Origin of the sequence: Nonomuraea mesophila (assembly GCF_004352805.1) — a bacterium.
In the GTDB taxonomy this organism is placed as follows: domain Bacteria; phylum Actinomycetota; class Actinomycetes; order Streptosporangiales; family Streptosporangiaceae; genus Nonomuraea; species Nonomuraea longispora.
In genome coordinates, this window is record NZ_SMLD01000009.1 from 65,870 (window position 1) to 91,155 (window position 25,286).

Consider the following 25,286-nt stretch of genomic DNA (forward strand, 5'->3'; position numbering starts at 1 on the left):
ATGGCGATTTCGGTAGGCTGACGGGTATGACAACGCCAGCGGAACGCTATGCGGCCTTCCGTCAGAAACACGGGAACGACGGGGCCGCTCTCAAGTCGTTCCGAGGCCTCTACGACTTCACGCTGGACGACTTCCAACTGGACGCCTGCCGTGCCCTGGAGGCCGGTGACGGCGTCCTGGTGGCGGCGCCGACGGGGTCGGGCAAGACGGTCGTCGGCGAGTTCGCCGTCCACCTGGCGCTGGAGCAGGGCCTCAAGTGCTTCTACACCACCCCCATCAAGGCGCTGTCCAACCAGAAGTACAACGACCTGGTCAAGCGCTACGGCACCGCCAAGGTGGGCCTGCTGACCGGCGACAACAGCGTCAACGGCGAGGCCCCCATCGTGGTCATGACCACCGAGGTGCTGCGCAACATGCTCTACGCCGGCTCGGCCACGCTGGCCGGGCTGGGGTTCGCCGTGATGGACGAGGTCCACTACCTCGCCGACCGCTTCCGCGGCGCGGTGTGGGAAGAGGTCATCATCCACCTGCCCGAGTCGGTCAGGCTGGTGGCGCTGTCGGCGACCGTCAGCAACGCCGAGGAGTTCGGCGAGTGGCTGGGAGAGGTGCGCGGCGACACCACGGTGATCGTCGACGAGCACCGCCCGGTGCCGCTGTGGCAGCACATGATGGTCGGCAACCGCATCTACGACATGTTCGTCAGCGACGACCTGACGCCGCGCATCAACCCCACGCTGATGCGGGTGACGCGCGACGCCGAGCGGCTGACCGCTGGCCGGGGCAGGCGCGGCTACGGCAGGCCGCAGCGCTCCCGCGCCCCCGACCGGGTGCAGGTGATCGAGAAGCTCGACGCCGAGGGGCTGCTGCCGGCGATCACGTTCATCTTCTCCCGCGCCGGCTGCGACGCGGCCGTGCAGCAGTGCCTGTACGCCGGCATCCGGCTCACCACCGAGCGTGAGCGGCACGAGATCAGGCAGCTCGTCGACGAGCGCACCGCCCACCTGCCCGACGAGGACCTGGCGGTGCTGGGCTACCTCGAGTGGCGCGACTGCCTGGAGCGGGGCCTGGCCGCCCACCACGCGGGCATGCTGCCGGCCTTCAAGGAGGTCGTGGAGGAGCTGTTCACGCGCGGGCTGGTCAAGGCCGTGTTCGCCACCGAGACGCTGGCCCTGGGCATCAACATGCCGGCCCGCAGCGTGGTGATCGAGAAGCTCGACAAGTGGAACGGCGAGACCCACGCCGACCTCACCCCCGGCGAATACACCCAGCTCACCGGTCGGGCCGGGCGGCGCGGCATCGACGTCGAGGGTCACGCCGTGGTGCTGTGGCAGCCCGGCATGGACCCGCTGTCGGTCGCGGGCCTGGCCGGCACTCGCACCTACCCCCTGCGCTCCAGCTTCCAGCCCTCCTACAACATGGCGGTCAACCTCGTCGGCCAGTTCGGCAGAGAGCGGGCCCGCACGCTCCTGGAGGAGTCGTTCGCGCAGTTCCAGGCCGACAGGGCGGTCGTGGGGCTGGCCAAGCAGCTGCGCAAGCACGAGGAGGCGCTGGAGGGCTACCAGGAGGCCATGACGTGCCACCTGGGCGACTTCCCCGAATACGCGGCGCTGCGCCGGCGCCTGTCCGACCGCGAGGCCGAGCTGTCCCGGCAGCGCGGCGCCGCCCGCAGGGCCGCCGCCGTGCGGTCGCTGGAGGCGCTGCAGCCGGGCGACGTGATCCGGGTGCCCGGCGGGCGCAGGGCGGGCTTGGCGATCGTGCTCGACCCGGGCCGCAACCCGCGCGGCCGGGCCGCCGGCGCCGGGCCGAGCCCGCTGGTGCTGACGATCGGCAAGCAGGTCAAGAAGCTCGACCCGGCCGACTTCCCCGTGCCGGTCGAGCCGCTGGAGAAGCTGCGCATCCCGAAGAACTTCAACGGCCGCTCGCCCAAGGAGCGCGCCAACCTGGTCTCCACGCTGCTGGCCAAGATCGGCGACCGCGACCTGGGCAAGCCGCCCAGGGCCCGCGATCACGCGGTGGAGGACGACGAGGTCAACGAGCTGCGCCGGCGCATCCGGCAGCACCCCTGCCACGGCTGCGACGAGCGGGAAGACCACGCCCGCTGGGCCGAGCGCTATCACAAGCTGCTGCGCGAGACCGAAGGGCTGCGCCGCCGGGTCGAGGGCCGCTCCCACGTCATCTCCCGCACCTTCGACCGCATCTGCGCGGTGCTGGAGCAGCTGGGCTACCTCGACGGCGAGGCCGTCACCGACGAGGGGCGGCGGCTGGGCCGCATCTACACCGAGCTCGACCTGCTCACCGCCGAGTGCCTGCGGATGGGCCTGTGGGAGGAGCTCGACCCGGGCGAGCTGGCGGCGTGTGTGTCGGCGCTGGTGTTCGAGTCGCGGGCGGCCGACGACGCCCGCAGGCCCAAGATTCCCGCGGGACGCGCCCAGGACGCCCTGACGTCGATGACGCGGCTGTGGGGCGAGCTGGAGGCCATCGAGTCCGACCACGGGCTGTCCACGATCAGGGAGCCCGACATGGGCTTCGCGTGGGCCGCGTTCCGCTGGACCAGGGGGCACAGCCTCGACGCGGTGCTCATGGAGGGCGTCAACGGCAACGAGCTGGCCGCCGGCGACTTCGTACGATGGATCAAGCAGCTGATGGACCTGCTGGGCCAGCTGGGGAACGCGGCGCCGCCGGGCAGCAAGATCAAGCAGACGTCGTCCAAGGCGATGGACGCCATGCGGCGCGGCGTGGTGGCCTACTCCTCGCTCACCTGAGTTCCGCCCGCGCGCGGCCCGGCGAGGGCCCGCGCGGGCGAGCCGTCTCCCGGCTACTTCTCGGCGCGGGCGCCGAGCACGGTGAGCGCGAGGCCCAGCAGGCCCACGACAACGCTGGCGGTCGTCAGCGCGCCGCCGTCGAGCACCAGGTGCAGCAGGCCGAAGTTACGGTCGAAGAAGCCGGCGATGAGGTTGCCGAAGCCCTGGATCATGAGGAGAACGCCGAGGATTGCCATGCCTCGACGATGTCAGCCGGGGGCGGCCGGATCATCGAACCAAAGTATCGGCCCGCATGCACCTTGGAACCAGTTCTCAGAAGCATCTTTGACTTTCGGCTGACTGCTGCAAGGCCATTATCTCGTTTGCATGAGATTTAACGGCGTTGCGAAGTGCCGTTCGCAGCGGGATTGCCCGGTCAAGTCTCTTTTAAATGGTGAATATGCCGTGCTATATCGCAATTCGGGTGCTAGTGTCCGTTTTGTGCAAGTTAGCCAACGGGGGAGGAATCATGGCTAGCACGCAGTTCACACAGGTCGGCCACCAGCTCGGATGGGGATGCCGTAGGCGTCGTCGTCGCCGCTGGTGCGGCGGATGCCGTCGTCGCCGCTGGTGGGGCTGGGGGTGGTAAACCGCCCCGTTGAGAGCCGGCGGCACAGCCGCCGGCTCTCATTCTCTGTCTCCGGCCCAGAGCTCGCCCCGGCGATTTCCATTCGCCGCACATTCCGCGAGTTCTGGCCGGACACCCGCGGGTTGCGCCGCCTATTCGCGGCCGGTGTCGTCCTCGCCGTCGTCGCCGCGCTGTGCGAGGTCGCCGCAATCCGCCTGTTCGGCCACATCACCGACGAAGTGCTCACCACCAAGGAGCTCGCGGCGTTCTGGACCCCCGCGTTCAGCTGGCTCGGGCTCGCCGCGGTCGCCGGGGCGGCGTCTTTCGGAGGCACGTACATCACCGCGCTCGGCGCGGAACGGTTCCTGCTGAAGCTGCGCGACCGGATCTACGCCCACCTGCAGAAGCTCGCGCCGGAGTTCTCGGAGAAGCGGCGGCTGGGCGACCTGATGGCGCGGCTCACCGACGACGTCGAGGCCATCGAGGAACTCGTCGGGTCCGGTGTGGTCAAAGCCGTCACCACGGTCGCCAGCGTGATCTTCTTCGCGGGGGCCGCCTTCTTCATCCGCTGGGACCTCGCGCTGATCACGATGGCCCTGATCCCGGCGTTCCTGGTGGTCTCCAAGGTGTTCGCCGGCAAGTTCAGGAACGCCGCGGCGCGCGAGCGCCACAGCAACGGCGTCATGAACAGCGTCCTGGAGGAGGGGCTGGCCAACCAGCCGCTCGTGCAGGCGTACAACCGGCAGGGCGCCGAGTCGCGGCGCCTGCACCGGGAGGGCCGCAACTGGCTGCGCGCCAACATGGCGCAGGCCTGGCTGTCCGGCCTGTACGGCCCCGCCGTGCAGGTCATCGAGACCATCTGCCTGATCGTCATCCTCGGGTTCGGGGCGTGGGAGATCGCCGCGGGCCGGCTGACGATCGGCGGGCTGCTCGCCTTCGCCGCCTACCTGGCCATGCTGTACCCGGCCGTGCAGGGGCTGGGGGAGCTGGCCCTGACGGTGTCCGAGGCGGCGGCCGGGTCCGACCGGGTCATCGAGATCATGCGGACCGGGGCCACCGTCACCGACGCCCCCGGCGCCGTGCCCGCGGGCAGGAGCCGCGGGCATATCGCGTTCGAACAGGTGGGTTTCGCCTACCCGGGACGCGCGCGGCCGGTGCTTCGGAACCTGTCGTTCACCGCCGAGCCCGGCGACGTCGTCGTCATCACGGGGCCCAGCGGAGCGGGCAAGTCGACGCTGGCCAAGCTGCTGCTACGCTTCTACGACCCCGACGCCGGGCGCATCATGCTGGACGGCGCCGACATCCGGGGCCTGACGCGCGAGTCGCTGCGCGAGAACATCACGATCCTGCACCAGGAGACGCTGATGTTCTCGGGATCGGTCCGCGACAACATCGCCTACGGCCGGCCCGGCGCCTCGCTCGACGAGGTCATCAGGGCCGCGGAGGCGGCGGGCGTGCACGACTTCGTCAAGTCGCTGCCCCAGGGCTACGACACGCCGGTGGGGCAACGGGGCCGGCTGCTGTCCGGCGGGCAGCGGCAGCGGGTCGCGATCGCCAGGGCCATCCTGCGCGACGCGCCGGTACTGGTGCTCGACGAGCCCATGACCGGGCTGGACGCCGCCACGGCGGCGCAGGTCATGAAGCCGTTGCGGCGGCTCATGGCAGGGCGTACGACGCTGATGATCACGCACGACCCGCGGCACGTGCCCGAAGGCGCGCGCACGGTGGAACTGGAGCCGGTGCCGGGACCGGAGCGCATCCGGCTCAAGCGCGTCGGCGTCCGTGGCAGCCGCTCCCCGGCGCGATGCTGAGCCCCCGCACCCCTCACTGACCCGCCGGATGGTTGCCCCGGCCCGCGACGCCCGCCCTACGGGGCGGGTGTCGTGGTTCCGGCCCCGCTCGCCGCCGCGGCGGACGGCCGATAGAATCACCAGGTTCTCCCCGCACCGCGTCCGGCAGCGTGGAGGCACTCCCCCCGCGTCGAGGACAGGTCCAGCCCGTGACTCCTGCACCGCCTGACGGGAGCGGCTTCCCGTTTCCCCCGGCCGAGGCCGGCGACGGGCGAGCCCTGCCCGTCGCGGGAGCCGCGCGGGCGCACCGGCGGCGGCCCACCCACCGGATCTGATGGGCGACGACCACAGCTCGGCCCGGCCCTTGCGCGCCGACGCCCGGCGCAACCGGGAGCGGGTGCTGCAGATCGCGCAGGAGGCCCTGGGCGATGACGGGCTGACGATCTCGTTCGACGAGATCGCCCGGCGGGCCGGGTTCGGGGTCGGCACCGTCTACCGGCACTTCCCCACCAAGGAGTCGCTGTTCGAGGCGGTGCTGCTGGGGCGGATCGAGCGGTTCGTGGCCGACGCCCGCGCCCTGGCCACCGCCGAGGACCCGGGCAGGGCGTTCTTCGGCTGGTTCGCGAAGGTCGTCGACGAGGCCGCCGCCAACCAGGCGCTCTGCGCCATGCTGGAGAGCGGCTCCTGGGCGGCCTTACGTCCGGGCTCCACGCTGGAGGACGACTTCACCGCCGCCGTCGACCGGCTGCTCGCCCGGGCGCAGCGGGCGGGTGCCGTACGTACGGGGCTGACCGGCCCGGACGTGGCCGACCTGCTTCGGGGTTGCCTGGTCGCCGAGCGGGGAGCACGGTCCAGGAACGGGCGGGTGCGGATGGCGGACGTGGTCTGCGACGGCATGCGGGCCGTCGGCTGAGCAGCCGGCCGGCGCGGAGTAGCCGTCCCTGGCCGCGCCCGCGGCGGGCGGCTCGCACCCCGTGGTGTCGCCGTCGAGGATCAGCGGCTCCGGCGTTCAGGTGAGGTGCGCGTCCAGGCCGGTGATGCGCAGCAGCCGCCTCATGGAGGGTGGCGCGCCCGTGACGCGCAGGGGGGTGTCCTGGCTGATGGCCTGGTTCCGGGCCGAGACGAGGGCACCGAGCCCGGCCGCGTCGATGAAGGACAGCCCGCTCACCTCGACGACCAGGCTGAGCCTGCCGCGGCGCACCCCACCGGCCTCCTGCAGCAGCCGGGTCAGCCGCCCGCGGAGCATCTCGGCGGTGGCGATGTCGAGCTCGCCGGAGACGCTGACGGTCACCGTGCCGTTGTGGCGGCTGGTGATGAGACGCAGTGGGTCCATCCGTGCTCTTTCCAGGGCGTCCCCCCGCCGGTGGCGCGGACCTCGCCCTTGCCGTACACGCGGATGTCGTATTCGCGTAACACACGCTTTCGTGCGTGTTTCGGGTGGAGTGTACAGGTCCGGCGTCTCGCGTTCAGGGCTCTTGTGGTGTTTCGGGGGAAAAGTCAAATACCAAGGAAAACAATTCCGGTTACCAGATCGAAGATTCCCGTTCTTCGGGCACGGTGCGGCCCCGAGAGGGCCCGAGGAGGGGGCCCAGGAGGGGGCCCAGGAGGGGGAACGTGCTCGGGCGGCCGGTTCCCGCCGGGTGCGCGGGCAGCTCGGGGCGGAGGCGGCGCGAGGTCGCGGCTCGGTGCCTGGCAGGGCTCGCGACGGTCACGAACAGCCGAGTTTTGCGGAAATTACGTGATTTGTCAGCCATGATCACACTACGCTGCTACCCGATAAGGCACGAGGGAAAGCAAAGAACAGTGTGGATAGCAGTCGCAGTGCCCGCCGCCATCGTCGTGGGCCTGGTGGTCTGGTGGCTCCGCCGGGACACCGTGGGTGTCGAGGCCACCGGGCTGTTCGAGGTGGAGCGGAAGTGGGGCCCGGAGCTCCGGCTCGGGCCGGAGGCCGAGGCGGCGTTCATGGAGGGCCTGCGAGCCTACAACGACGCGGGCAACCGCCTCGCCGTCGACGGCGAGCGGGCAGTGCTCACGACGTACGACCCGCCACGGCTCATCTCGCTGCACCTGCTCGCCGACGGGTTCGCGGCACGGGGTGACGCCGCGCTGCACGACCCGCAGGACACGGTGACGGCGCTGCTGGACCGGCTGGCGGGGGCCGAGCGGCCGGGGGTGCTGCACCTGGGCCCCGGCCGGCTGGGCGGCGAGGCCGGCGGCATCGACCCGGCGCGCTTCATCGAGGCGGTACGCGAGGTCGTGTGCGCCGGTGAGGCGGAGGGCGTCGTGAGCCGGTCGGTCGACGAGAGCCTCGGCGCGGTGCAGGTGACCGTGCTCGGCGAGCCGTCCGTGGCGCGGGATGAGCACCCGGCGCACGTCAACGGCAGGCAGGTGCCCGAAGCGGCGGGGCCGGCCACGGTGGCGGGCAAGGACCGTACGGACGAAACTCCCCGGACCCACGGAACCCACCGTACGGACAGGACCCATCGGATGGACGGGAGCCATCGGATGGACGTGACCCATCCGGACGGAACCCACCCGACCAACGGGAGCCACCGGACCGACGGGAGCCACCGGTTGGACGGGACCCACGGGACCGACGGGAGCCACCGGTTGGACGGGACCTACGGGACCGACGGGAGCCACCGGACGGACGGGGGCCACCGAACCGACGGGGGCCACCGAACCGACGGTGCGCCGGGTCGGCGCGTCAACACGATGATGCTGGATCTCGCCCGGGTGCTCGACCGCTGTGAGGAGGCCCGGGCCGAGCGGCCGGACGCCACTCCGGAGGCGCTGGTGCGCGAGGTCGCCCCGCGCCTGATCGCCTCCGGCGGGCCCGGACTGACCTGGACCAGGCCGCCTTCCCAGGACGACCTGCGCATCGTGCTCTCCGCCACGGGCTCCCGCGAACTCCACTGACCGGCGCCCGGCCTCGGTGACGGCTCCTCCCCGCGCGACCGGATGGCGCGCCCGCTGGGGGTGCACGGCCCGGGGTGGACGGCTCAGGGTGGACGGCTCAGGGTGGACGGCCCGGGGTGGACGGCACACGGGGGACGGGTCGCGTGGGACGGGTCGTGGGGGACGGTACGGGTGGTCGTCAGTTCTCGGCGCGGCCCTCGCGCCAGTACCCCATGAAGGCCACCGCGCGCCGGTCCATGCCGCGTTCGGCGACCAGGTGCCGTCGCAGGGTCCTGATGACGGACGCCTCCCCGGCCAGCCATGCGTACAGCGGCCCGTACGACGGCGGCTCCTCCTGCGGCACCTCCCACAGTTCCTCGGCGTCCACGTCCACGTCGTCGAAGGTGTCGGGCACGGGCAGCGGGGGCAGCAGGCGGCCGGCGGCGGCCCGTACGGCGGGGACGAGGTCCGCGCCGCGCTCGCCCCCGTTCCTGGCCAGCCAGGTCACCTTGACCGAGGCGGCGGTGTCCACCGGCAGGACGTCGTCCTCGCCCGGCACCTCCATCAGAACCTCGCCGGCCAGTTCCGCCGGCAGCCGCTCCAGCACGCCGCAGATCGCGGGCACCGCGGTCTCGTCCCCGGCCAGCAGCACGCAGCCGGTGCCGGCCGGCGGGCGGAACTCCAGGCCGCCGTGCGGGCCCTCGTAGCGCGCGTCGGGGCCGAAGAGCGCCGCGACGTCGCCGGGGCGGACCTGCTCCGCCCACCGCGCGACCGGGCCGCCGTCGGGGTGCATGACCACGTCCACGTCGACCTCGCCCGCCTCGGGGCGCACCAGCCTGGCGGTGTACGTGCGCATCGGGTTGCGCTTGTCCTCGTCGAGCTCCCGCCAGCGCATGTACCAGCCGGGTCCGGTCGGCAGGTGGGACAGCCCGTGTTCCGGCACCGGAAGGATCAGCTTGAGCCGCTGGTCGTAGCCGTTGTCGGCGAACACGCGCAGGTCGTCGCCCTGGAAGGTGACCCGCAGGAAGGACGGGCTCAACCGCTCCAGCCGGTCCACCCGTACGTTGAACATGCGATACGGCTCGATCATCTCCGCGCACTCTCCGATCATAATTAGGTGAGCCTAACCTAATAGATCAGGGCCGGTATGGCCAGCCGCGGCCGGTCCGATAGCGTCGTGCCGCTGAAGGTCGCCAGGCGCAGGCCCGCGCCTGCTGCCCCGAGTCGAGGAGGCCGACGTGTCCCCCCACATCCTTTCCGCCGCGGGTGTCGCCCTGGTGCTCGACCACTCAGGCCCAGGCCTGCCGCGCGTGCTGCACTTCGGCGCCGGCCTGGGGCCGGCCGACGGGCCGGAGCTGGAGCCCGTGCTGGCGTCCCTGGCCCCCGCTCCGCCGCTGCTGCCCGCCCAGGGAGACGGCTGGTACGGCAGGCCGGGCCTGTCGGGCGGCCGGGACGGCGAGCACTGGCCGGTCCGCTGGAGCCTCGGCCGCCTCGACGTGACGGCGACCCCCGGCGCGGGGGGCACGGTGACCGTCGAGGCCGCCGACGCCAGGGCCGGGCTCGCGTTGGTGAGCAAGCTGGCCATGGACGCCCGCGGCCTGGTGACGATGCGGCACACGGTGACCAACACCGCCGCCACCCCCTACCGGCTGGAGGGGCTGACCTGCTCGCTGCCCGTGCCGGCGCGGGCGGGCGAGCTGCTCGACTTCACCGGCCGGTGGGCGATGGAGAAGACGCCGCAGCGCCGGGCGTTCGGGTTCGGCGTGTGGTCGAGGGAGAGCCGGCGGGGCCGCACCGGGCACGACGGCACCGGGCTGCTCGTGGCCGGGACCGAAGGCTTCGGCTTCCGCTCCGGCGAGGTGTGGGGGGTGCACGCGGGCTGGAGCGGCAACCACCTGCACCACGCCGAGCGCCTCCCCGAGGGGCCGGCGCTGCTGGCCGCGGGCGAGCTGCTCGAACCCGGGGAGATCGTGCTGGCGCAGGGGGAGAGCTACCGTACGCCGCGGGTGTTCTTCACCTGGTCGGGCGGCGGGCTCGACGAGGCGAGCGGCCGGCTGCACGACCACCTGCGCGCGCAGGGCCCGCTGCCCGTGCGGCCCGTCACCCTCAACAACTGGGAGGCCACCTACTTCGACCACGGCCTCGACCGGCTGCTCGAACTGGCTGAGCGGGCCGCGGCGGCCGGGATCGAAAGGTTCGTGCTCGACGACGGCTGGTTCCGCCACCGCCGCGACGACAGGGCCGGGCTCGGCGACTGGTACGTCGACGAGGGCGTGTGGCCGGACGGCCTGCACCCGCTGGCCGACCGGGTGCGCAAGCTGGGCATGCAGTTCGGGCTCTGGTTCGAGCCCGAGATGGTCAACCCCGACTCCGACCTGGCCCGCGAGCATCCCGACTGGATCCTCGGCCACGCCGAGCGCATGCCGCCGCCGCAGCGCAACCAGCAGGTGCTCGACGTGGCCGAGCCGCAGGCGTACGCGCACCTGCTGGAGCGGCTGGACACCCTGGTCGGCGAGTACGCGCTCGACTACATCAAGTGGGACCACAACCGCGACATCGCCGAGCCGGTGCACGACGGCGTGCCGGGCGTGCACGCGCAGACCGAGGCCGCCTACCGGCTGATCGACGAGCTGCGCCGCCGCCACCCCGGGCTGGAGATCGAGTCGTGCTCGTCCGGCGGCGCGCGCGTCGACTACGGCATCCTGGCCCGCACCGACCGGGTGTGGACCTCCGACAGCAACGACGCGCTCGACCGGCAGGCCATCCAGCGCTGGACGGGGCTGCTGGTGCCGCCCGAGCGGCTCGGCTGCCACGTGGGCGCGCCGAAGGACCACGGCTCCGCGCGGCGGCTGCCGCTGGCCTTCCGCGCCGCCACCGCGCTGTTCGGGCACATGGGCGTCGAGTGGGACCTGACCTCGGCGAGCGAGGCCGAACTGCGGGAGCTGGCCACGTGGATCGCCCTGCACAAGCGGCTGCGCCCGGTGCTGCACGCAGGCCGGGTGGTGCGCGCCGACCACCCGGACCCGTCGGCGCTGCTGCACGGCGTGGTGACGCCCGAGCGTGGGGTGTTCGCGTTCGCGCAGCTCACCACCCGGCTCACCGTCGGGTCCGCCCCGCTGCGGTTGCCCGGCCTCGACCCGGCGGCCTCCTACGACGTACGGGTGGCGGGGCCGCTGCCCGAAGGGGCCGGCCTGCCCGGGTGGACGGCCGGCCCGGCGCGGCTGCCGGGCTCGGTGCTCGGCGAGGTCGGGCTGCCCGCGCCGGCACTGCGGCCGGCCTCGGCGCTGGTCATCGAGGTCGAGCGGGCCTAGCCCGGGAGCCCTCCCGCGTGTCGTGGGCGATCCGGGCCGCCGGCTGGGCGGGGAGCGCGGTACGCGGCGGGCGGCAGGGGCCGCCCTTGCGCCCCGCCAGGTCCATCGACAGCTTGATGGACTGCACGAACTCCGTCTTGGAGTCCCACCGCAGCAGCGGGTGCAGGTCGCGGTAGACGGGCAGCGCCTTGTCCAGGTCGCCGGAGGTGGACAGGCGGTAGAGCTCGACCGTGGAGCGCGGGATCATGTTCGGGTAGCCGGCGATCCAGCCGACCGCCCCGGCGATGCCCAGCTCCAGCAGCACGTCGTCCGACCCGATGAGCAGGTCGAGCCCGGGCGCCCGCTCGGCCAGCTCGTACGCCCTGCGCACGTCCCCCGTGAACTCCTTGACCGCGACGATCAGCCCTTCCTGGTGCAGCTCGGCCAGCAGGTCGGGGGTGAGGTCCACCTTGGTGTCCAGCGGGTTGTTGTAGGCCACGACGGGCAGCCCCACCCTGGCGACCTCACGGTAGTGGCCGACCACGGCCTCCCGGCCGGCACGGTAGGCGTTCGGCGGCAGCAGCAGCACGGAGGCGGCGCCCGCCTCGGCGGCCTGCTCGGCCCAGCGCCGCGCCTCGGCCGCGCCGTAGGCGGACACGCCGGGCATGACGTGGAAACCGCCGGGGGCGGCCTCGACGGCGGTGCGGACCACGCGGGCGCGCTCGTCGTCCGTGAGCGTCTGGTACTCGCCGAGCGAGCCGTTGGGGCAGACGCCGTCGCAGCCGCCCTCGGCCAGGAACCGTACGTGCTCGGCGTAGCCGTCGTAGTCGACGGACAGGTCGTCGTTGAAGGGCAGCGCGGTCGCGACGTGCACGCCGTGCCAGACGGGAGCGATCATGACTTCTCCTTGTTCCAGTTCTCCAGCCCGCTCGCGTCGATGGGCAGGGCGGCGGAGAGGTTCTCCGCGCCGCCCGCCGTGACCAGCAGGTCGTCCTCGATCCGCACGCCGATCCCGCGCAGCTCCGGTGGGAGCGTGCGGTCGTGGGCGTGGAAGTACAGTCCGGGTTCGACGGTGAGCGCCATGCCGGGCGCGAGCCGCGCGCCGTGGTAGGCCTCCGGGCGGGACCGCGCGCAGTCGTGCACGTCCAGGCCCAGGTGGTGGCCGATGCCGCAGACCAGGTAGCGCCGGTGGTGCTGGCCGCGTTCCGACAGGGCCTCGTCCACCGAGACCGGCAGCAGCCCCCAGTCGTGCAGTCCGCGCGCGATCACCTCCATGGCCGCGTGGTGGAAGCCGGTGAAGCGGCGGCCCGGCGCCACCTGCGCCAGCCCGGCCCGGTGCGCCCGCTCGACGAGGTCGTGCACCTGCCGCTGGGCGGGGGAGTAGGAGCCGGACACGGGGAAGGTGCGGGTGACGTCGGCGGTGTAGTGGCTGCGTACCTCCACGCCCATGTCGAGCAGCAGCAGCTCGCCGGGCCTGACCGGGCCGTCGCAGCGCACCCAGTGCAATGTGGGGGCGTGCGCGCCGCCGCCGACGATGGTGGCGTAGCCGGGGCCGTTGCCGTACGTCCTGGCATGCCGGTCGAAGGTGCCCTGCAGCCAGCGCTCGCCGCCGCCCGCGACCGCGGCCGGGAGTTCGGCGAGCACCGCGGCGAAGCCCTCCACGGTACGGTCCACGGCCTCGCGCAGCCGGGCGATCTCCCAGTCGTCCTTGATCATGCGCAGCTCGGCCAGCACCCGGCCGAGCTCCTCCGACGGCCCCCTCGGCGGCGTCCAGCCCGGACCGGCGAGCAGCGAGCCGTCCGGCGGCCCGGTGAAGTCCGGCAGGGGCCGCACCTCGACGCCGAGCGCCCTGGCCCACTCCTCCAGGGACGGCGAGGGGCCGACCCACAGCTCGCCGTGGGCGGCGTCGGCGTAGAAGCCCGGCTCGCCGGGGCGGGCGGGCGCGGGCAGGTAGAGCGTGGCCTCGCCGCCCGAGACGACGGCCACGGCGTTCTCCACCGCGCAGCCGGTCAGCCAGTAGAAGTCGCTGTCCACCCGGAAGTCGTAGGCGGTGTCGTTGCTGCGCACCGGCGCCCGGCCGGCCGCCACGACGGCGGTCGTGCCGGGCAGCGCGGCGGCGAGCCTGGCCCGGTGGTCCGCGGCGGCCTCGGCCGCGCCCGGCTCCAGCGCGGGCGTGCGGGCGGGGGAGTCCCAGCCCTCGGCGATGTACGCGGTGAACGCGGGGATCTCCGTCAGCTTGGGCAACCGGCCGTCGGTCACGGGGCGGCTCCTCCTCCTAGGTCGCGGACGAGCCCGGTCAGCCGGGCGAAGACCCGGTCGTCGCCGATGCCGTCGTGCTCGTACTCGTTGGTGACCCACGCCTGGGTGTTGCCGACCCGGGCGGCGGTGTCCAGTTGCAGGCCGGCGTCGACGTACATGTCGTCGAAATAGACGGCGGCGGCCACCGGCACCTCGTTGGCGGCCAGCCGGTCGAGGTCGTACAGCGGCGGCCACGTGCCGCGCTCGGCGAGCAGTTCCACGGCCGGGCCGAAGGGGCGCAGCGCGCGGATCTCGCTGAACATCCAGGGGTAGATCATCTCGCCGGTGAACAGCAGCGGCCTGGCCTCCTCGGCGAAGGCGGGATGCCGGGCGCGTTCCCGCTCGGCCGCCCACGCGGTCGCGCCGGGGCCCGAGCCGTAGATGCTCTCCTGCAACGCCGCGAACAGCGGGTTGTCGGCGTAGGAGGAGCGCGCCAGCACCTGGTGCAGGAACGTCTCGGCCGGCTCGCCGCCACCGTCGGGCAGAGCCTCGTCGAGCAGCCAGTGCATGCGCTCGTAGCCCGGTTTCATGCCGAAGTCGACGCCCAGCGACTGGAGTCGCCGTACGGTGAGGGTATCGCCGTCCGGCAGCCGCACGTCGCCGGTGGCCAGCCGGTCGGCCAGCCGGCCGGTGGTCTCCACGTGGTGCGGGTAGCGGCGGTAGAAGGCGTCGTTCTTGGCCGCCACCCGGGGATAGGTGCGCCGGTAGACCTCGGCGGCGTCGGGGTCGAGCGAGGGCAGACCGCCCGCCACGTAGCAGGCGCTCAGCCCGCCGGGCGCGCGGGAGAGGTACGTCAGCGTGAGGAAGCCACCGTAGCTCTGCCCCAGCGTCGACCAGCGCCGCCCGCCGAACACGGTGGTACGCAGGTGCTCGGCGTCGGCCACGATCGAGTCCGCGCGGAAGAGGGCCAGGTGGCCGGCCCCCTCGTGCGGGCTGAGCGTGCTCATCATCCGGCCGTCGACGCGCGAGCTGCGGCCCGTGCCCCGCTGGTCGAGCAGGATCACCCGGTACGTCTCCAGCGCCCGCCCGAGCCAGCCCGACGTGCCGGTGGGGCGCGGTCCCTTGCCGCCGGGCCCGCCCTGAAGGTAGAGCAGGAGCGGCAGGTCCTCCCCGTCGCGGGCCGGGTCCACCACCTCGCGGGCGAACACGTTGATCGTCGCCCCGGGGGTCGACCAGTCGAGCGGCACCTCGGCCACGTGGTCGCGCATCCGCATGCCGGGGATCGTGTACGTCGCGGTGATCAAACCCTCTCCCTCCTGCGGCGCTCCCACTCCGGGTCGATCCGCGGGATGGCCGCCAGCAGCGTGCGCGTGTACTCGTCCTTGGGGTCGCCGAACACCTGGGCCGTCGTCCCGAGCTCGACGATCCTGCCCTCGCTCATCACGGCCACGCGCTGCGCGATCTGCCGCACCACGGCCAGGTCGTGGGCGATGAACACGTAGCTGAAGCCGCTCTCGCGCTGCAGCCGCCGCAGCAGCTCGATCACCTGCGCCTGCACGGACACGTCGAGCGCGGAGACGGCCTCGTCGCAGATCACCAGCTTGGGGTTGACGGCCAGCGCGCGGGCGATGCCGATGCGCTGGGCCTGCCCGCCGGAGAACTGCGCCGGGTAGCGCAGCGAGTGGTCCGGGTCGAGCCCGACCCGTTCCATCAGCTCCTTGGCGTGCGCCCGGCGGCCGCCGTCGGGCGCGATGCCCTGGTAGAGCAGCGGCGCCATGAGGATGCGCTCCACCGTGTGCCGCGGGTTCAGCGAGGAGAACGGGTCCTGGAAGACGACCTGGACGTTGCCGCGGAAACGGGCCAGCGCGGCCCCCTTGGCGCGGGTGACGTCCTCGCCCTCGAACTCCAGCGTGCCCTCGCTCGGCTCCAGCAGCTTGGCGATCATCCTGGCGGTCGTCGACTTGCCGCTGCCCGACTCGCCCACCACGGCCAGCGTCTCGCCCAGCCGTACGTCGAAGCTCACCCGGTCGACGGCCGTGAACGCGGTCTTCGCGCCGAGCGGGCCGCGGGAGACGAAGCGTTTGGTCAGGTCGTTCGCGCGCAGCAGCGTCATGCGCTCACCTCGTCGAGCGGGTCGTCGATGCGGGGGATGCTGTCGAGCAACATCCGGGTGTAGGCGTGGCGGGGCTCGGCGAAGACCTGCTCGGCGGTGCCGTACTCGACCTGCTCGCCGCGCCGCATCACCAGCACGCGGGTGGCGATCGAGCTGATCACGGCCAGGTCGTGCGTGATGAACACCATGCCCATGCCGCTCTGCTCGCGCAGGCCGGCCAGCAGGCGCAGGATCTGCGCCTGCACGGTCACGTCGAGGGCCGTGGTCGGCTCGTCAGCGATCAGCAACGACGGCGAGCACACCAGCGCCATCGCGATCATGACGCGCTGCCGCTGCCCGCCGGAGAACTGGTGCGGGTAGTGGCCCGCCCGCCGTTCCGGATCCGTCAGCCCCACCTGGCGCAGCGCGTCGACGACGACCTCGCGGGCCGCCGCGCGCGTACCGCCGCGGTGCGCGCGGTAGAGCTCCTCGATCTGCAGGCCGACCGTGTAGTACGGGTTCAGCGACGACAGCGGGTCCTGGAAGATCATCGACATCCGGTCGCCGCGCAGCCGCCGCAGGTCCCTGGGGGAGGCTCCGAGCAGCTCGGCGCCGTCCAGCCGGATGCTGCCGCGGGTCGTCGCGCCCCTGGGCAGCAGCCCCATGATCGCCAGGCTGGTCATCGACTTGCCGGAGCCCGACTCGCCGACGATGCCGACGGTCTCGTCCCGGCCGACGGCGAAGGAGGCGTCCTTGACCACGTCGACGGGGCCGCGCGTGGTGGGGAAGGTGACGGTGAGGTCCTCTACGACCAGCAGCTCGCTCATCTCGCGGTGATCCTCACTCTCGGGTCCAGCCTCGTGTAGACGAGGTCCACCACCACGTTGCCGATCACCACGAAGAACGCCGCCAGCAGCGTCACCGCCATGATCACCGGCTGGTCGTTCTTGGCGATCGAGTCGGCGGCCATCTTGCCGACCCCGTTGAGGCCGAAGACCGTCTCGGTGATCAGCGCGCCGCCCAGCAGCGCGGCGAAGTCCATGCCGAAGATCGTGGTGATCGGCGTCAGCGCCGGCCGCAGGGCGTGCCTGCGCAGGGTCAGCGCAGGGCTGAGCCCCTTCGAGCGGGCCGTGCGCATGAAGTTCTCGGCCAGGGTGTCGATCACGTTCGCGCGGGTGAGCCGGGCGTACAGGCAGGCGTAGCCGGTGGCCAGCACGAACCACGGCATCAGGTACGACTGGAACCACAGCGCCGGGTCGTCGGAGAACGCCACCGCCTGCGGGAACGGCAGCACCTGCAGCTGCACCACCAGCACGTACTGCAGGGCCAGCGCCAGCACGTAGTTGGGGATGCTGGAGCCGCCGAGCGCGAGGCCCATGGCGGCGCGGTCCCACCAGGTGCCCTCCTTGACCGCGCTGAGCAGGCCCGCGACGATCCCGATGAGCAACCACAACACCGCCGCGCCGATCGCCACGGTCGCGCTGACGGGCAGGCGCTCGACGACCATGTCCCACACGGACTGGTTGGTCTGGAAGCTGTAGCCGAGGCAGGGCGCGGCGCAGTGCACGAGGTTCGCGCCCTCGCCGTAGTCGCGCCCGGCGAAGATGCCCAGGAGAAAGCCGAGGAACTGCGCGAGGAACGGCTCGTCCAGGCCGAGGACGCCGCGGATCTGGTCAATGCGCTCGGGCGTGCACGTCTTCCCGCAGATCATCACCGCCGGGTCGGGGGAGAGCGTGAAGAAGATGATGAACGTGAACAGGCACACCAGGAAGAGGATCAGCACCACGCCGGCCGCCCGCCCGGCCAGATAGCGCGCCATCACGCGGCCTCCCCGGAGTCGAACGCGGCCCGCAGCCGGTCGCCGAGCACGGTCAGCGACAACACGGTCAGGAAGAGGAACGTGCCGGGGATGGCGAAGTACATCGGGTCGACGGCGTACCACCCGACCGAGGAGGCGATCATCTGCCCCCACGACGGCGTGGGCGGCGTGACGCCGACGCCGAGGAACGACAGGCCCGCCTCGGTGCCGACGTAGCCGGGCACCGCCAGCGTCGTCATGACGATCAGTGAGCTGCGCAGGTTCGGCAGGATCTCCTTGAACACCAGCGCCCCCGTGGAGGCGCCCGAGGCCCGCGCGGCCTCCACGAACTCCCGGTTCGCCAGCGTCATCGTCTGCCCGCGCACCACCCGCGCCAGGTACGGCCAGCCGAACACGCTGATCACCACGATCAGCAGCACCGGCCGGTTGCCCTGCGGCAGCGACGACAGGATGGCGATCATGAAGATGAGCGCGGGGAAGGCCATCAGGAAGTCCATGACCCGGCAGATCACCTGGTCCGCCCAGCCCTGGAAGAACCCGGCGAGCATGCCCAGCACCACGCCGAGCAGCGTCGTGAGCGCGGTCGCGGCGAGCGCGATCAGCAGCGACACGCGGGCGCCGTACGCGATGCGGGCCAGGATGTCGCGGCCGTTCTGCGGCTCGACGCCGAGCGGATGATCGGCGCTGATCCCGCCCAGCGGCCCGTGCGGCACCCCGCCCAGGTCGGTGTTCACGGCGGCCGTGTCGAAGTCGTTGGGGCCGTGCCCGGTGATCAGGCTGATCAGCGGCGCGCAGATCGCCATCAGCACGATCAGCGCAAGGAACGCGCTGCTGAGCACGGCCGCCCTGTCGTGCAGCAGCGCGCCCGCGACCCGCCGGCCCGACGTGGCGGGCGGGGTTGCGGGCGGGCCCGCCACCTGCTGTGAGTGGGCTGCGACGGTCATCTACGTGGTCGGCTCGGCCAGGCCGACGGAGATGAGGTCGATCCCGCCGGAGTAGGCGTCGGACAGGTAGGCGCCCGCGATGTTCGAACCCGTCACCAGGACGACCTTCTCGTAGGCGAGCGGCACCATCGGCGCGCGCTTCATGATCTCCTTGTCCAGCTCGCCGTAGGCCGCGTTGGCCGCCTCGACGTCCTGCATGGCGGCGATCTCGTCGATGCGCTCGTTGATCTCCTTGTCGTCGAGCTGGGCCAGGTTGGCGTTGCCCTTCGCGGTGATGGAGCGGCCGTCGAACAGCGGCGGCAGGAACGTCGCGCCGGACGCCCAGTCGGGGCACCAGCCGGTGATCGCGGCGTCGTGCTGCTGCGCGGGCGTCCCGATCACCTCGTAGAACGTCGACGTGTCGATGTTGTTGATCGTGACGTCGATGTTCACCTGCTTGAGCGCCTCCTGGATCGCCACCGCGACCGCCTGCATCTTCGGCACCGGCCGGGTGTCGAGCGTGAGGGAGAACCCGCCGGCCTTGCCCGCCTCGGCCAGCAGCGCCTTGGCCTTGTTCACGTCGTACGGGTACGGGTCGTATTCCACGCGGCCCGCGATGGTCGGCGGCTGGATCGCGGTGCCCTTGAGCGCCAGGCTGGATCCGCCCAGCGCGGCCACGACCGTGTCCTTGTTCACCGCGTGGTTGATGGCCTGGCGCACCCGCACGTCGCCCAGGTGCTTCTTGGTGGTGTTGAGGCTCATGTACGTCGTGCAGCCGCCCAGGCCGCTGAGCGTGCGCGCCTTGAACTGCGGCGCCTGCACCCGGGCCACGGTCGCCGCCTGGATCGACGGGCCGATGGCGTCGGCGTCGGCGCCCTGACCGGCCAGCAGGCGCTCGTCGATCGTGGCCGCGTCGAGGCCGAACGTCCACTGGAACGCGTCCGGCCTGGCCGCCCGCACGTCGTCGGTCTCGCGTTTCCAGTGCGGGTTGCGTACCAGCTTGAGCGAGGCGTTGCGCTGGTAGCTCGCCACCTTGTACGGCCCGCTGGCGATCGGCTTGCTGTCGAACGCGGCCCCCGCGCCGGTGCCCTTGGGGAAGGGCACGAAGACGGGCTGCGCCAGCGCGCTCGGGAAGTCGGGGAAGGATTTGCGCAGGTGGATGACGACGGTCTTGTCGTCGGGCGTCTCGATGGTGCCGAGGTCGCCGGACAGGTAGGGGCCCTTGTAGTCCTTCGGCGCGTCGAGCAGCATCCTGCCGTACGGTGAGCCGATCCCGGCCTCCGGGTCGAACGCCCGCGAGAAGCCGAACTTCACCGCCTCGCTGTCGATCGGCGTGCCGTCCTCGAAGAACAGGCCGTCCTTGAGGGTGAACGTCCACGTCTTGGCGTCGTCGGACGGCGTGCCCGTGTCGGTGGCGAGATCCGGCACGATCTTCGTGCCCTCGGCCCCCGGGCCCGCGCCGAACGTCGTCAGCCCCCGGTAGATGAGCCGGTAGAAGTTGTTCACGCCGCCGTCGAAGCCGCGCGCGGGATCCAGGTGGGAGAAGTCCGCGTTCGCCAGGACGTGCACGGTTCCGCCCGTCGCGGGCTCCGCGGTCGAGGCGCCCGCGCCCGGCGAGGGAGCCCCGCCGCCTCCGCACGCGGTGAGCGCCAGCAGGACGGTCAGGGTGGCGCTCGTGAGCGCCGCCGATCTCCTCATGTCGCCTTCTTTCCGTCAGATCTCGTGGGCCGGGGTCCTGACCCAGACCCGCATGGCTTGGGGGCCGCGGTTGCCCCACAGGAAGTAGGGGACGAAGGTCGCGGTGACGTCCGCCGGCGTTTCCGGCTGGGCGGCCGGCAACTCCGGGTAGAGCTCGGCCGAGGGCGGGGGAGCGGACCCGGCCGCCACGTGGAGCACGACGGCTCCGTCCCGCCGCTCGATGTTCGCGTTAACAATGTCGCGGGCACGAAGCACCAGGTCATCGACGGGCACCGGGCTGTCCTGCTGCTCGACGCAGTAGACGAGCGGCCCCCGGGCCAGGCTGACCGCGCCCCTGGTGGCGTCGAGGTAGGGGTGCGAGCCGTGCGCCCGGACCGGCATGGGCAGGTGCAGCCGTACCTCGTCGCCCGCCGTCCACACGCGCCGCAGGGTCAGCCATCCGTCCCGCGGCGCGGCGGCCGGCGGCTCGCCGTTGACGGCGACGCTCACGTCCCTGGCCCAGCCCGGGACCCGCAGCATCAGCTCGTACGGCCCGCGCGGCGCCCGCCCGACCTTGAGGCGCACGTCGCCGTCCCACGGGTAGCCGGTCTCCATGGCCAGGTCCAGCTCCGAGCCCTCGATCCTGGCCGGGGTGTAGGCGGCGACCAGCACGGCGCCGTCCCGCTCGGCCGCCACGTAGTCGGCGAGCTGGGCCATCCACCGCACGATGTTGGGCGGGCAGCAGGGGCAGCCGAACCAGGCCCGCCGCAGCGGCTCGCCGCCGGGCTCCGCGCCGCTGCGCTGCTCGTGGTCGGGGCGGCGCTGGAGCGGGTTGTCGTAGAAGAAGGCCGTGCCCTCCGCGGACAACCCCACGGCGTAGGCGTTGTGGAGCACGCGCTCGAACACGTCCACGTACGTGGCGCCGCCGGTGGCCAGGAACATGCGCCAGGCCCACTGCATGACGGCGATGGCCGCGCAGGTCTCGCTGTAGGCCCGCTCCGAGGGCAACTCGTAGCGGTCGCCGATCGCCTCGTCGGAGTGCCGGCTGCCCAGCCCGCCCGTGATGTAGAGCTTGCTCGCCACCATGTCGTCCCACAGCCGCTCCAGCGTCTCGGCCAGCGACGGGTCGCCCGTCTCCAGGAGCACGTCGGCCGCTCCTGCCGCCAGGTAGCCCATGCGCACCGCGTGCCCGGTCACCGACGGCAGCTCGCGGAAGGGCAGGTGGTCCTGGAAGTAGTCGCCGGGGAAGATGCTGTGCCTGAGCGCGCCCGTGCCGCGGCGGTCGACGAACCGGGCCGCCTGCGTCAGATAGCGGCGCTCGCCCGTCTCCCTGTACAGCTCGACCAGGGCCATCTCGACCTCGGGATGCCCGCAGACGCCCGACTCCCCGAACCGGGAGACCACCAGGTCGGCGAAGCGCGTCGCCACCCGCAGCAGCCGGTCGTCGCCCATCCTGCGGTGCGCGGCGACGGCGGCCTGGATCAGGTGGCCCAGGTTGTACAGCTCGTGCCCCCAGGCCAGGTCCTCCCACGGCTTCTTGGGCGCCGCCGGGTCCTGGAAGAAGGAGTTGAGGTAGCCGTCGGGGGCCTGGACCCGCTCGATGAGGCCGACGACCTCCTCGTAGAACTCCCGGACCGGCTCCGCGGCGCGGCCGTCGCCGAGGTCGTACGCGAGCCCTTCCAGGGTCTTGTACAGGTCGGTGTCGAGGAAGGGGTAGCGGCCACGGTAGGGGGCGGGGTCCGGGTCCAGGAGGCGGCTCAGGTTGGCGACGTTGCCGGCCGCCCTGAGCCGGCCGATGGTGTGCGGGATCGTGGCCGTGCTGTTCCGGTGCCGCCAGTCGCGGAGCAGACCGCCGGTCAAGCGCACCGCGGAGACGGGCCGTACCGCTCCCGACGCCGTACGTACGGCACCGGCCGGGGGTTTGACCTGCTTAGACGTCATGAACCATCCCAGTAATGTGTGGCATTGCACTGAACCTTAAGTGTCGGAAAGGCCGTTGCCAAGGGTTGGAGAGCACTGATGACAAGAAAGATGACCCGTCCGGAAATATCCGGACGGGTCATGTGTGCGGCGCCCGCGGTGGCCGCCCGGCCCCCGCGACGGCCGGTCTCAGCAGCTCACGAGCCCGTCGAAGCGGCGCGGCCAGTTCCACCACCACTTGGTGTAGCCGCTGCCGGGCCTCTTGTACGAGCAGTGCAGGTCCTGGCCGTTGGCGAGCCTGACCTTGTAGCTCTTCGCCCCCTTGCAGGTGTTCCAGACCCACAACGTGTCCTTGGCGCCGGAGTCGTCGAGCTTGTAGGTGAGGCAGGACGGCGCCGCCGCCTGCGCGGGAGCGGGGGAGGCGAGTGTGGCGGCGGCCGCGAAGACGCCCGCGGCGATGATCGTTCGGGTACGCATCGTTGCCCTTCCGTCGGGGTCGGTGCTGATGACAGGACGGTAGGCGGCGCCGCGTTGAGAACCCGTTGAGTCTGTGTGAGCCCGCCAGGTCGACCCCTCAGGCACCTTCGCCTGGCACGCCGGCCCGGCCACCAGCGTGGCGTTGGGGCCGACCGGGTGAAGCGGGATCTCCCCGTCGCGCAGCAGCACGTCGTAACCCTCGGGCATCACGCCTGGTGCGTTCGGGTGCGTACCACGGCCACCGGGGAGGTCACGTGGTGCAGCACCGCATGGCTGACCGAGCCCAGCACCGCCGAGGCGAAACCGCCCAGACCGCGCGAGCCCACCACCACCAGATCCGCCGTCCCGCCCGACCGGATCAGGACGTCGGCCGGATGGCCGGCGACCTGCTCGCCGACGATCTCGACATCCGGGTTCTTCTCCCGCCAGGCCGCCACGCGCTCGGCCGCACTGCGGAAATCCTGCTCGCGGACGCTCTCGATGAGCGTGCTGTATCCCGCCGCCAACGGCGGGACAATCGGTATCTGCCAGGCGAACACGACGTGCAACGGCAGGCCACGGGCGCGGGCCTGGTCGACGGCGTACTTCACGGCGGTCTCGGAGTCGCCGGAGCCGTCGTCCCCGGCGACCACCCGCCCGTGCTCCACGGCGGACGGTCCGCGGACGATCACGACCGGTCCGGTGGCGTGCCCGGCGACGCCACGGCCGACCGAGCCGACGACGAGACCCGCGAACCCCCCGAGCCCTCTGCTGCCCAGCACCACGCTGTCCGCGGACACCGACGCACCGATCAAGGTGTCGATCACATTGCCGGGGAGCAGCTCCGTCGTCACCTCGACGTCGCGCGTCAGGTCTCGTGCCCGATCGGCGGCCGCGGCCAGCGTCCCGGCACAATAGTTCGTTCCCTCGTCCCCGTAACGCCATTGCTCGCACACGTGCACGATCCGCAGGCCCAGGTCTCTGCGCTGGGCGTCGGCGGCGGCCCATTCCACAGCCGCCCTCGCCGGTACGGACCCGTCCACGCCGACCACGATGTGCCTGACCATCTTTCCGCCCCCATCGGCCCCGTCCGCCGGTGGCGCTGGAAGCTTCAGCTGCACTGACCGGCCTCGACCTTCAGCCTGCATCTACGCACATGGGCATCCAGACGCAGCATTCAAGAAGTTACGCGTCATAGGCGCAGAATTAGGCAATTCGCGACGGTCACGTGATCGATGCCGACAGGCCCCATAGCCGAAGCTCACCTGGTGGAGACCGTCCTGCTGCTCTGCTCGAGCAGATCCACGCACCCTGGTACGGCGCTCTCCGGGCGTCGTTTCGTCGACGCCTGGCCGAAGTTCCGGCGGCCTGCACGTGCGAACGGACCTGTACGAGGGCTCGGCGACCACGCGCCTGGAGGACCTGTCGGCCGAGGCCGCGCTGCTCGTGGGCCCGCGGGCCGGGCACGGTGGCCAGGCTGGTCATCGGGTCCGTGGCGGCGCATGCGGCCTCCCACGCTCGCTGCCCGGTCATCGTCATCCGCGGCCTGGGCGCTCTGCCGCGGCGGCCTCAGCCCGGCCCGGTGGTGGCTGGAGTGACCGACGACGCGGGTGCACGACCCGGTCGAGCCGGGCGGCGGCGTGCGGGACGCGCCGGCGATGGCGAGCAGCAACGCGCGACGTCGTGGAGTGAGCATCGGGCCGAAGACACAGGCGATCCCGACTCCGGCCGTGGACCGGAGGACCTTGCGAGGGTCCTCGATGCGATGGACGCGATCGTGCGGGTGGACGCCGTCACGATCTGCGGCACTGACCCGCACCGGCATGTACGGCCAGTGCCTGGGCGGCGGCGGCTGGATCCTGGCCGCATGGACGAGGCGTACCAGACCTTCGCCGATCCGCACACGACCGGCGACCTCAAGGTGGTGCTCACCCGGGACTGACCCCGCCGGCACGCCCGCTCGCGGGTGATCGTTGACGGGCTCGCGGCCTCAGCGCTCGATGAGCGTGACCTCCAGCGAGTAGTGCGAGGCCCGGTAGACGTGCGAGCCGTGCTCGACGGCCCTGCCCTGGTCGTCGTACGTTGTGCGGATCATGGTGAGCAGGGGGGCGCCGCGCCGTTCGTCCAGCAGCTTGGCCTCGGACTGGCTGGCGGCGCGCGCGCCGATGCGCTGGTTGGCCACCCGCATCCGTACGCCGGCGCCGCGCAGCAGTTCGTAGAGGCCGCGGTCCTCGAGGCCGGCGGCGGTGAGCGGGGCCAGCCCGAGCGGCAGCCAGTTGTGCAGCACGGCCAGCGGCTCTCCGGCCGCGAAGCGCAGGCGTTCGAGGTAGAGGATCTCCGTGCCCGGCTCCACGCCCAGGATGCTCGCGATGTCCTCCTCGACCGGGCGCGGCTCCAGGGTGAGCACCTGCGTGGCCGGCTCCTGGCCCGCCCTGCGCAGGTCGTCGTAGAGGCTCGTCAGCTCCACCGAGCGCTTGACCTGCCCGTGCACCACCTGCGTGCCGACGCCGCGCTTGCGTACGAGCAGGCCCTTGTCCACGAGATACTGGATCGCCTGGCGGATGGTGGGCCGCGACAGGCCGAGCTTGTCGGCCAGCAGGATCTCGTTGTCGAGCCGCGAGCCCGGGGCCAGGTCACCCCGCCGGATCGCCTCGGCGATCTGCTCGGCCACCTGGAAATAAAGCGGCACGGGGCTGGATCGATCCAGGTCGATGGCGAGATCGCGGGTCATGCTGATCAGCTTAACCGAGGTCATAATGTCCTGACAAACAGGTCAGGAAAGGGCGTGCGAGCCGCCCGGGATCGGGCATGAGG

Annotated in this window: 21 protein-coding genes; 6 read left to right on the top strand and 15 right to left on the bottom strand. The window is 72.1% G+C overall.

The features are described from left to right. The first annotated feature begins 26 nt into the window (after nt 1-26). On the top strand, nt 27-2,762 hold the full coding sequence (locus tag E1295_RS05575) for a DEAD/DEAH box helicase (RefSeq protein WP_181957958.1): 2,736 nt from the start codon (nt 27-29) through the stop codon (nt 2,760-2,762). A gap of 53 nt (nt 2,763-2,815) precedes the next feature. Here the strand turns inward: E1295_RS05575 and E1295_RS05580 are convergent, their stop codons facing one another. Continuing rightward, entirely contained in the window at nt 2,816-2,998 is a 183-nt protein-coding gene (locus tag E1295_RS05580) for a hypothetical protein (RefSeq protein ID WP_132628577.1), read from the bottom strand. Nucleotides 2,999-3,512: 514 nt separating this feature from the next. Here E1295_RS05580 and E1295_RS05585 point away from each other — a divergent pair. Then, nucleotides 3,513-5,180 carry an ABC transporter ATP-binding protein gene (locus E1295_RS05585; protein ID WP_246079865.1) on the top strand — a complete coding sequence of 556 codons (1,668 nt, stop codon included), beginning with the start codon at nt 3,513-3,515 and terminating at the stop codon, nt 5,178-5,180. A gap of 313 nt (nt 5,181-5,493) precedes the next feature. Then, nucleotides 5,494-6,072, top strand: coding sequence for a TetR/AcrR family transcriptional regulator (locus E1295_RS05590; protein WP_132628579.1), 579 nt, complete (start codon nt 5,494-5,496; stop codon nt 6,070-6,072). A 96-nt stretch (nt 6,073-6,168) separates the two neighbouring features. Here the strand turns inward: E1295_RS05590 and E1295_RS05595 are convergent, their stop codons facing one another. Then, entirely contained in the window at nt 6,169-6,492 is a 324-nt protein-coding gene (locus E1295_RS05595) for an STAS domain-containing protein (protein ID WP_132628580.1), read from the bottom strand. Between the two features lie 488 nt (nt 6,493-6,980). Between E1295_RS05595 and E1295_RS49965 the strand changes: the two genes are divergently transcribed. Further along, nucleotides 6,981-8,078, top strand: a complete 1,098-nt coding sequence (locus E1295_RS49965; protein ID WP_132628581.1) for a hypothetical protein — start codon at nt 6,981-6,983, stop codon at nt 8,076-8,078. A 178-nt stretch (nt 8,079-8,256) separates the two neighbouring features. On the opposite strand, the gene E1295_RS05605 is transcribed toward E1295_RS49965, so the two are convergent. Further along, the gene (locus E1295_RS05605; protein ID WP_166427093.1) at nt 8,257-9,147 is read right to left on the bottom strand and encodes a siderophore-interacting protein; all 891 of its coding nucleotides are present in this window, start codon (nt 9,145-9,147) and stop codon (nt 8,257-8,259) included. Nucleotides 9,148-9,295: 148 nt separating this feature from the next. Between E1295_RS05605 and E1295_RS05610 the strand changes: the two genes are divergently transcribed. After that, on the top strand, nt 9,296-11,368 hold the full coding sequence (locus E1295_RS05610) for an alpha-galactosidase (protein ID WP_132628582.1): 2,073 nt from the start codon (nt 9,296-9,298) through the stop codon (nt 11,366-11,368). Here the strand turns inward: E1295_RS05610 and E1295_RS05615 are convergent. The 11 genes from E1295_RS05615 to E1295_RS05665 form a co-directional block, all read right to left on the bottom strand. Beyond that, a complete protein-coding gene (locus E1295_RS05615) occupies nt 11,346-12,245 on the bottom strand; it encodes a dihydrodipicolinate synthase family protein (protein WP_132628583.1) in 900 nt (299 codons plus the stop codon). The genes E1295_RS05610 and E1295_RS05615 overlap by 23 nt on opposite strands. Continuing rightward, nucleotides 12,242-13,606, bottom strand: coding sequence for an aminopeptidase P family protein (locus E1295_RS05620; RefSeq protein ID WP_132628584.1), 1,365 nt, complete (start codon nt 13,604-13,606; stop codon nt 12,242-12,244). Before E1295_RS05620 ends, E1295_RS05615 begins: the two co-directional genes overlap by 4 nt. After that, nucleotides 13,603-14,889 (bottom strand): alpha/beta fold hydrolase, encoded by a 1,287-nt coding sequence (locus E1295_RS05625; RefSeq protein WP_132628585.1) that lies wholly within the window; start codon nt 14,887-14,889, stop codon nt 13,603-13,605. Before E1295_RS05625 ends, E1295_RS05620 begins: the two co-directional genes overlap by 4 nt. Then, nucleotides 14,886-15,698: an ATP-binding cassette domain-containing protein gene (locus E1295_RS50670; protein WP_132628586.1), complete on the bottom strand. Its 813-nt coding sequence runs from the start codon at nt 15,696-15,698 to the stop codon at nt 14,886-14,888. The genes E1295_RS05625 and E1295_RS50670 overlap by 4 nt, the downstream gene beginning before the upstream one ends. Next, nucleotides 15,695-16,504 carry an ABC transporter ATP-binding protein gene (locus E1295_RS50675; RefSeq protein ID WP_132628587.1) on the bottom strand — a complete coding sequence of 270 codons (810 nt, stop codon included), beginning with the start codon at nt 16,502-16,504 and terminating at the stop codon, nt 15,695-15,697. The genes E1295_RS50670 and E1295_RS50675 overlap by 4 nt, the downstream gene beginning before the upstream one ends. Next, the gene (locus tag E1295_RS05640) at nt 16,501-17,496 is read right to left on the bottom strand and encodes an ABC transporter permease (protein WP_132628631.1); all 996 of its coding nucleotides are present in this window, start codon (nt 17,494-17,496) and stop codon (nt 16,501-16,503) included. Before E1295_RS05640 ends, E1295_RS50675 begins: the two co-directional genes overlap by 4 nt. Further along, a complete protein-coding gene (locus tag E1295_RS05645; protein WP_132628588.1) occupies nt 17,496-18,440 on the bottom strand; it encodes an ABC transporter permease in 945 nt (314 codons plus the stop codon). The genes E1295_RS05640 and E1295_RS05645 overlap by 1 nt, the downstream gene beginning before the upstream one ends. Continuing rightward, nucleotides 18,441-20,117 carry an ABC transporter substrate-binding protein gene (locus E1295_RS05650; RefSeq protein WP_132628589.1) on the bottom strand — a complete coding sequence of 559 codons (1,677 nt, stop codon included), beginning with the start codon at nt 20,115-20,117 and terminating at the stop codon, nt 18,441-18,443. 15 nt (nt 20,118-20,132) lie between these two features. Then, entirely contained in the window at nt 20,133-22,037 is a 1,905-nt protein-coding gene (locus E1295_RS05655; RefSeq protein ID WP_132628590.1) for a glycoside hydrolase family 127 protein, read from the bottom strand. Nucleotides 22,038-22,205: 168 nt separating this feature from the next. Then, nucleotides 22,206-22,700, bottom strand: a complete 495-nt coding sequence (locus tag E1295_RS05660) for a hypothetical protein (RefSeq protein WP_132628591.1) — start codon at nt 22,698-22,700, stop codon at nt 22,206-22,208. Further along, complete coding sequence (locus E1295_RS05665; RefSeq protein WP_132628592.1) at nt 22,700-23,539, bottom strand: universal stress protein; 840 nt, start codon at nt 23,537-23,539, stop codon at nt 22,700-22,702. Before E1295_RS05665 ends, E1295_RS05660 begins: the two co-directional genes overlap by 1 nt. A 698-nt stretch (nt 23,540-24,237) precedes the next feature. On the opposite strand from E1295_RS05665, the gene E1295_RS48510 reads away from it, so the two are divergent. Then, the gene (locus tag E1295_RS48510; RefSeq protein ID WP_166427094.1) at nt 24,238-24,414 is read left to right on the top strand and encodes a hypothetical protein; all 177 of its coding nucleotides are present in this window, start codon (nt 24,238-24,240) and stop codon (nt 24,412-24,414) included. A gap of 48 nt (nt 24,415-24,462) precedes the next feature. Here the strand turns inward: E1295_RS48510 and E1295_RS05675 are convergent, their stop codons facing one another. Beyond that, nucleotides 24,463-25,203: a GntR family transcriptional regulator gene (locus E1295_RS05675; RefSeq protein ID WP_132628593.1), complete on the bottom strand. Its 741-nt coding sequence runs from the start codon at nt 25,201-25,203 to the stop codon at nt 24,463-24,465. Between the last annotated feature and the right edge of the window lie 83 nt (nt 25,204-25,286).

What these genes read in the sequence shown, in the direction of transcription:
- E1295_RS05575 (WP_181957958.1), top strand. Translation starts at nt 27, where the DNA reads ATGACAACGCCAGCGGAACGCTATGCGGCCTTCCGTCAGAAACACGGG.
- E1295_RS05580 (WP_132628577.1), bottom strand. Translation starts at nt 2,998, where the DNA reads ATGGCAATCCTCGGCGTTCTCCTCATGATCCAGGGCTTCGGCAACCTC.
- E1295_RS05590 (WP_132628579.1), top strand. Translation starts at nt 5,494, where the DNA reads ATGGGCGACGACCACAGCTCGGCCCGGCCCTTGCGCGCCGACGCCCGG.
- E1295_RS05595 (WP_132628580.1), bottom strand. Translation starts at nt 6,492, where the DNA reads ATGGACCCACTGCGTCTCATCACCAGCCGCCACAACGGCACGGTGACC.
- E1295_RS05605 (WP_166427093.1), bottom strand. Translation starts at nt 9,147, where the DNA reads ATGATCGAGCCGTATCGCATGTTCAACGTACGGGTGGACCGGCTGGAG.
- E1295_RS05615 (WP_132628583.1), bottom strand. Translation starts at nt 12,245, where the DNA reads ATGATCGCTCCCGTCTGGCACGGCGTGCACGTCGCGACCGCGCTGCCC.
- E1295_RS50670 (WP_132628586.1), bottom strand. Translation starts at nt 15,698, where the DNA reads ATGACGCTGCTGCGCGCGAACGACCTGACCAAACGCTTCGTCTCCCGC.
- E1295_RS50675 (WP_132628587.1), bottom strand. Translation starts at nt 16,504, where the DNA reads ATGAGCGAGCTGCTGGTCGTAGAGGACCTCACCGTCACCTTCCCCACC.
- E1295_RS05640 (WP_132628631.1), bottom strand. Translation starts at nt 17,496, where the DNA reads ATGGCGCGCTATCTGGCCGGGCGGGCGGCCGGCGTGGTGCTGATCCTC.
- E1295_RS05645 (WP_132628588.1), bottom strand. Translation starts at nt 18,440, where the DNA reads ATGACCGTCGCAGCCCACTCACAGCAGGTGGCGGGCCCGCCCGCAACC.
- E1295_RS05650 (WP_132628589.1), bottom strand. Translation starts at nt 20,117, where the DNA reads ATGAGGAGATCGGCGGCGCTCACGAGCGCCACCCTGACCGTCCTGCTG.
- E1295_RS05655 (WP_132628590.1), bottom strand. Translation starts at nt 22,037, where the DNA reads ATGACGTCTAAGCAGGTCAAACCCCCGGCCGGTGCCGTACGTACGGCG.
- E1295_RS05660 (WP_132628591.1), bottom strand. Translation starts at nt 22,700, where the DNA reads ATGCCCGAGGGTTACGACGTGCTGCTGCGCGACGGGGAGATCCCGCTT.
- E1295_RS05665 (WP_132628592.1), bottom strand. Translation starts at nt 23,539, where the DNA reads ATGGTCAGGCACATCGTGGTCGGCGTGGACGGGTCCGTACCGGCGAGG.
- E1295_RS48510 (WP_166427094.1), top strand. Translation starts at nt 24,238, where the DNA reads ATGGACGCGATCGTGCGGGTGGACGCCGTCACGATCTGCGGCACTGAC.
- E1295_RS05675 (WP_132628593.1), bottom strand. Translation starts at nt 25,203, where the DNA reads ATGACCCGCGATCTCGCCATCGACCTGGATCGATCCAGCCCCGTGCCG.